Annotated in this window: 5 protein-coding genes, 1 tRNA gene and 2 pseudogenes; 5 read left to right on the top strand and 3 right to left on the bottom strand. The window is 51.6% G+C overall.

Translation table 11 applies throughout. The features are described 5' to 3' along the window. Positions 1 to 141 precede the first annotated feature (141 nt). Complete coding sequence (locus QZ506_RS13180; RefSeq protein ID WP_291971611.1) at positions 142 to 900, top strand: ABC transporter permease; 759 nt, start codon at positions 142 to 144, stop codon at positions 898 to 900. A gap of 158 nt (positions 901 to 1,058) precedes the next feature. Here QZ506_RS13180 and QZ506_RS13175 read toward each other — a convergent pair. After that, positions 1,059 to 1,374: pseudogene (locus QZ506_RS13175) on the bottom strand (IS1 family transposase). Here QZ506_RS13175 and QZ506_RS13170 point away from each other — a divergent pair. Beyond that, positions 1,294 to 1,515, top strand: a complete 222-nt coding sequence (locus tag QZ506_RS13170; RefSeq protein ID WP_291971610.1) for a hypothetical protein — start codon at positions 1,294 to 1,296, stop codon at positions 1,513 to 1,515. The pseudogene QZ506_RS13175 and the gene QZ506_RS13170 overlap by 81 nt on opposite strands. Here the strand turns inward: QZ506_RS13170 and mltA are convergent. Further along, positions 1,481 to 2,611, bottom strand: coding sequence for a murein transglycosylase A (gene mltA / locus QZ506_RS13165; protein ID WP_291971613.1), 1,131 nt, complete (start codon positions 2,609 to 2,611; stop codon positions 1,481 to 1,483). The two genes, QZ506_RS13170 and mltA, sit on opposite strands and share 35 nt — an antisense overlap. 215 nt (positions 2,612 to 2,826) lie before the next feature. Between mltA and QZ506_RS13160 the strand changes: the two genes are divergently transcribed. Then, positions 2,827 to 2,903: transfer RNA gene (locus QZ506_RS13160), tRNA-Met, on the top strand. Between the two features lie 83 nt (positions 2,904 to 2,986). Here QZ506_RS13160 and amiC read toward each other — a convergent pair. Then, on the bottom strand, positions 2,987 to 4,231 hold the full coding sequence (gene amiC / locus QZ506_RS13155; protein WP_291971608.1) for an N-acetylmuramoyl-L-alanine amidase AmiC: 1,245 nt from the start codon (positions 4,229 to 4,231) through the stop codon (positions 2,987 to 2,989). 398 nt (positions 4,232 to 4,629) lie between these two features. Between amiC and argA the strand changes: the two genes are divergently transcribed. Then, positions 4,630 to 5,964, top strand: coding sequence for an amino-acid N-acetyltransferase (gene argA, locus QZ506_RS13150; RefSeq protein ID WP_291971606.1), 1,335 nt, complete (start codon positions 4,630 to 4,632; stop codon positions 5,962 to 5,964). A gap of 170 nt (positions 5,965 to 6,134) precedes the next feature. Further along, positions 6,135 to 6,557: pseudogene (locus QZ506_RS13145) on the top strand (Rpn family recombination-promoting nuclease/putative transposase); the annotation flags it as partial. Positions 6,558 to 6,696 lie beyond the last annotated feature (139 nt).

Below are 6,696 nucleotides of genomic sequence, written 5' to 3'. Positions count from 1 at the left end.
TGACACGCCTGTTTTGGATTAAAATGCTGATCGCTCCGGGATGCATCACCACGCTCTGGATTTAACATACTGATTTTACGTCAAGGGAATCCGCAGCCTTTATGGCTACGCAGCATAATATCTATTTATTCAACAAAGCCGTTGGATCAGCCTATTCTTTCCCAACTTCTCAGCTACCTTGGCAACCTCAGCCACTTCAGCCTAGGGTTCTCACCGCGTTATAACGCCCCCGTGATGGATCTGATCATGTCGCGTCTGCCCAGTACGCTACTGATGATGCTGCTTTCACAGACCATCGCTATCGTGGTCGGGATCGCGCTGGGCGCAGTAATGGCGGTATGGGCAGGGAAATGGCCTGACCGTGTGCTGGCGCTGTTGCTCTATTCCACGCCGGGGTTCTGGATCGGGTTGATGACGCTGATTCTGTTCTCGGTGCAGCTTGATTGGCTACCGAGCGGCGGCAACATCACCATCGGAGCCGATCTCACTGGCTGGGCCTACGTCGCGGATATGCTGCGTCACGCCATTTTGCCGGTGCTGGCATTGAGCAGCTTTTTTATTGCGATTTACGCCCGCTTAACCCGCGCGGCGATGCTGGAAATCGCCCAACAGGATTTTGTACGCGCCGCCCATGCCAAAGGCCTTACCCCGTTGTTTGTCACCGTACGCCACATTCTGCGCTGCGCGTTGCTGCCGATCACGACCGTTGCAGGTATGCACTTTGGCAACCTGCTTGGCGGCGCTGCCGTGGTTGAAACCGTATTCAGTTGGCCTGGCCTCGGTCGACTGGCGCTGGAAGCAGTGATGGCACGTGATTTTAACGTGCTGCTGGGTGTACTGCTGCTTTCCGCCCTGCTGGTGATTGTGGCAAATATTCTGGTGGACTTACTCCAGTCCTAGTTGGATCCGCACATTAAAGCGCACTGAGTCTGGTCGGAAATAACACCAGAATACAATGAAATAGGTAATCCCTGACATGAGTAACCTTGTTGATGAAAAAGGCCCAGCGCGCCGCACGTTCCGCCTGTCGGTCGTGTATTCAATGAGTTGATGTAGCATCAAACGTAGTACTCGCGTTCGATGTAAGTACCGATGCACCTATCGTGCATTTCGGATGATTTTGAATATCCGAGCGTCTTGCGATTGAGCCGTTGCAATCGGTTACACAGTGTCAGATGTGCACACTCAATACGCTGTGTATACAGCTTGCTAACAATGTGTTTTACTTTTGGAAGTTCGTCGTTGTAAGCCCTGTAGCCATCCGTGTTTGCATGACTGACGACGGTAACGCTGATGGCCACTTTTGCCATAAACGTGTTCTTTCACAGGAGATGTCTGTTCACAAAACGGGCACCTTACATCAACTTTAGCCACTGTATTCCACACCCAAAACCGGACATTTCACACTGCAATCAACATATTGAATACATGACCAAAATGTCGGGAAAGTTATTCTTTCCCAACATCGATAAAGGATGCGTTAACGCGCGGCGCTTTGCATTAATAAAGACGTAGTGCCGAAGGAAGATGCTACATTATTTTTCAGCACCCAGACACGGCCATAATGGTTGTAATACCCTGCTGCATGACCGGCTTCATGCCCAATACCCTGATAGATATCAAAATGCTGGCCTTTGATGGCTCCTCCCACGTCAAGCGCCACCATCATGCGCATCTCGTAACGGCCGGTGAATTTCCCTTCGTTGTTAAGCAAGGGGACTTCTGCCAGCAAGGCCGTGCCCGGTGGGATCAGCGAGCGATCGGAAGCTACAGAGGCTTTGGCAATCAACGGCACAGCGCTCGCACCCTTCACTGGTGCGGATGACATCGGTTTAAAGAAAACAAAAGAAGGATTCTGCTCCAGCAGTTCACGCACAGCATACTCGGAGTGTGTCTCGCACCAGTTGCGGATCGCCTGCATCGACATCTCTTCTTTAGGCACTTCGCCTCTGTCGATCAACACGTTGCCAATACTTCGATAAGCATGCCCATTCTTGCCGCCATAGGCAAAGAAGGTCAGCGGTCGGCCATCACCGAAATCCACATAGCCACTCCCCTGTACTTCCATAAAAAAGTTGTCCATAAGCGAGTTGGTCCAAGCAAGGACATTGCGTTCGCCCAACGCACCGGCATAAATACCCGCGCGATCGGGTAAGCGACGACTCTTTTTGTTGGGGGCTGGCATACCATAAAGCGGGTGTTGGAATTCACACTGACGGGTGTAACGCGCCTGCACGACCGGCGTGTAATACCCGGTGAATTGCACGTTACCAAAATTATCCACGCCCTCCATTTGCCAGGCATTAAGCCCAAACTGGCTCAGGTTACGCGTATCGGCACCGGCCTGCATCCAACGTTGAATGGCCTGAAAAATGTCCTGATTACGGGCATACAGCGCGGGGGAGGCATTCTTAATCTCTGTCACCTGGTTAACGAAATCGCCTGCATTAACCGGCTTTCCGGTGGCGTTAGGTTCATTAACGAGCGCAAGCGGCTGCTCAAGTCGCCCATCTTTATACTGCTGCCCACGGTCGGTCGGCCTGGACTGACACCCTGCCAGAATGGCGATCACCACCCCGGTCAGCACATATTTACCCCAACATCTTCTCATTTTCTCTTTCGCTCTCATTACAGCCTGCCAAATCAGTGCCATCGCAATAACAAAGTCACATCTAGAAGAAAACGCGCCAATCTTCATAAGTGGATGAAGGTGAATAAAAATCGATCAAAGTGCAGATAAAACCGTCAGACGTGCAGGTAACTGCCACTTTTTTTCAAATAGGGGTTGCATACCCTGCAATGGAGAGTATAGTGCGCATCCACGGACGCGGGGTGGAGCAGCCTGGTAGCTCGTCGGGCTCATAACCCGAAGGTCGTCGGTTCAAATCCGGCCCCCGCAACCAACTTATTGATTCAAGAAGCTTACCTACAATAAACACCCTGACGGGTGTTTTTTTGTTTTTAGCCAATCAATACTGTAAACACCTCACTTACGATTGCCCACGCTGGCAAAGTACGCCTTAATCCCCGCCAGAATAGATTCCGCAATTTGCTGCTGAAAGCGGCTGGTGCGCAATTTACGCTCTTCTTCCAGATTGCTGATAAACGCCGTTTCTACCAGAATCGAGGGAATATCGGGCGCTTTTAACACCGCAAACCCGGCCTGATCGACTTTGTTCTTGTGCAACTTATTCACTTTGCCAAGCCGCTTAAGGATTTCGCCGCCAAATTTCAGACTATCGCTGATGGTCGCGGTCTGTACCAAATCAAACAGCGTATGGTCGAGGTAACGATCGCCACTCATGCCCACGCCACCAATCAGATCGGATTCGTTTTGCGTTTCCGCCAAAAAACGCGCTGCAGTGCTGGTTGCACCTTTCTTTGACAGCGCAAACACCGAAGAACCGCGCGCCGCACGGTTGGTGAAAGCATCCGCATGAATCGATACAAACAGATCGGCACGCTGCTTACGTGCTTTCGCCACCCGCACGCGCAAAGGGATAAACACATCCTCATTGCGCGTCATATACGCCTTCATATTGGGTTCACGCTCAATCAGGCTGCGTAACCGCCGCGCAATCTGTAGCACAATATCTTTCTCGCGCGTGCGGTTTTTACCGATGGCTCCAGGATCTTCACCGCCATGCCCGGGATCGAGCATGATAACCAACGGACGATCGTGCCCTGCTTTACCCGCCAACGGCGCTTCTGGCGGTAATTTACTCTCCAGCTCACCCTTGTTGTAATCTTCCAGCAGCGCCAGAAGCGGATCGTCCGCATTGTTATAGCGCCCTACCGCTGGGTAGAGATCCAACACCAGGCGGTGTTTAAACTCTGCAATAGGGTCGAGGGTAAAGACTTTCGGATTGGTGGCTTGCTTCAGCTCTAAAACCAGACGCACCGTTTTGGGATCAAACTGTCCAATGCGGGCTTCTTTGATCAGCGGGTCGTCAGACTGAAACTGCTGCGAAACCGTTTTCAACACACTGTTGAGTTGGATATCTTCGATATCCACAACCAGCCTGTTGGGGTCGGTTAACATAAACTGCTTGTATTTTAGCGTGCTGTTAGACTCTAACGTGACGCGGGTATAGGCTGAAGAAGGCCAGACGCGAACGGCGATCACCTGGGCGGCAGCAGCCCATCCGGCGCCGCTGACGCTCAATAACCAGGTTGCCGCCGCGCCTTGCAAGAGGCGGCGGCGAGTCTGATTGTGATTCGAATAAGACATGCCACTCCAATTCGTTATGCTGTCGTTATTGTGGTGCTGTAGTCATTGTTATGCTGTCGCATGCAGGCACTGGCGCGCGTGCTCAAACGGTGATATCAGGCAAAAAACACAGACCAACAGGTAATTTGCCGCGATATTACGCGAAAAAGATAAAGTCAGTATTAACAATGTGAAAACTTTAACGAATCTTCCCACCTCTGTCATGTAAAAATCATCGTATCGGCGTATAAACGGCCGGAGAGCAAGTCAGTCATTCAGAACGGAAATCAACACAGCACTGAGAAAGAGGGTAATAGCGCTGAACACGACCGAACTGTGAGACTTACTCCTTGCCTTTTCGTTCAATTAGAATAAAAATACACAAATTACGAATAAAAATTTACTCAGAGAGGCTCACAGTGAAGGAGCGTAGTACAGAACTGGTCCAAGGCTTCCGCCATTCGGTTCCTTATATCAACGCGCATCGCGGCAAAACCTTTGTCATCATGCTGGGCGGTGAAGCTATTGAACATGAAAACTTCGCCAACATCGTCAACGATATTGGTCTGCTGCATAGCCTCGGCATCAAGCTGGTGGTGGTCTATGGTGCCCGCCCGCAGATTGATGCCAGCCTGACCACACACCACTTCGAGCCGCGTTATCATAAGCATACCCGTGTCACCGACAGCAACACGCTGGACCTGGTGAAACAGGCCGCAGGCATGCTACAACTGGATATCACCGCGCGTCTTTCCATGAGTTTGAATAACACGCCGCTACAGGGCGCGCACATCAACGTGGTGAGCGGTAACTTTATTATCGCCCAGCCGTTAGGGGTCGATGATGGCGTGGACTACTGCCACAGCGGTCGCATTCGGCGTATTGATGAAGCTGCGATACATCGCCAGTTAGACAGCGGCGCCATTGTGCTGCTCGGCCCGGTAGCTGTATCTGTCACAGGCGAGAGTTTCAATCTGACGTATGAGGAAGTGGCGACCCAGTTAGCTATCAAATTGAAAGCCGAGAAAATGATTGGCTTCTGTTCGTCTCAAGGGGTTACCACGCAGGATGGCACCATCATTTCTGAACTGTTTCCCGACGACGCCCAGCGCTGCATCGAAGAGCGTGAAGCCGATGGAGATTATAACTCGGGAACCGTGCGCTTCCTGCGTGGTGCCGTGCGCGCATGCCGGAGCGGCGTGCGCCGTAGTCATCTGATCAGCTATCAGGAAGACGGGGTACTGGTGCAAGAACTGTTTTCTCGTGACGGTATCGGTACGCAGATCGTCATGGAGAGTGCGGAGCAAGTGCGCCGAGCCACCATCAACGATATTGGCGGCATTATCGAGCTGATCCGTCCGCTGGAGCAACAGGGGATTCTGGTGCGCCGCTCATGTGAGCAGTTGGAAACGGAGATCGATAAGTTTACCGTGGTGGTCCGCGATAACCTGACCATCGCCTGCGCCGCGCTGTACCCGTTCCCTGAAGAGAGCATCGGAGAAATGGCCTGCGTCGCGGTACATCCTGACTATCGCAGTTCCTCGCGCGGAGACATGTTGCTACAACGCGTTGCGGCACAGGCACGTCAGCAGGGGCTGAAGAAACTGTTCGTTCTCACCACGCACAGCATCCATTGGTTCCAGGAGCGCGGCTTTCAGCCCGCCGAGGTGGAGATGCTGCCTAAACGCAAGCAGGAACTGTATAACTACCAGCGAAGGTCTAAAGTACTAACATACGAATTATCATATACTTAGACTCATTTCATGCTCAAAAAACAACAAAGCACGACAATACACGACATTTTTATCAATAAGTTACCGTCCATTTCGACCTGCCAACTACGCCAGAATCGCCCAGATTTGACAGACTTGAGGGAGGGGGATTTCGATGGCATACCGTAACCTGAGCAAGGTATACTGCTCCAATGACAACATCCTCACTCTCCCAACATGACTCCCTGTTCAAAAAATTCCTCGGCGATATCACGGTCGCCCGAGACTTTCTGGAAATCCATTTGCCGCCTCATCTACGTGAACGCTGCGATTTCAGTACGCTGGCGATGGTATCGTGCAGATTTATCGAAGACGACCTTCGCACCCAGTGTTCGGATATGCTCTATTCCGTGCAGACAAAAACGGGGAAAAGATATATCTACACATTGATCGAACACCAGAGTAGGCCCGAGAAGTTGATGGCGTGGCGTTTAATGCGTGATAGCATGGCAGCCATGCAGCAGCACTTGGAGCAAGGCAACGAGACCTTGCCCGTGGTCATCCCGCTCCTGTTCTACAACGGCACCACGTCGCCCTACACCTACAGCACCCAATGGCTCGATTGCTTTGCTGACCGGCTTTGTTGAATAAATAGAACTTTTGGGTAATCATCGGAGCAGATCACCACAGTTGTTTCAAAATCAGGTCTCCATGGCAAAACAAAATTTTAAAATCACCAACTGGCCCTCTTATAACAAGGCCCTCAAGCAGCGC

It is taken from the genome of Candidatus Symbiopectobacterium sp. (assembly GCF_020054415.1).
Taxonomy (GTDB): Bacteria; Pseudomonadota; Gammaproteobacteria; order Enterobacterales; family Enterobacteriaceae; genus Symbiopectobacterium.
The sequence above is the reverse complement of the archived record's forward strand: the minus strand, read 5'-3'. Positions and strand labels throughout refer to the sequence as shown.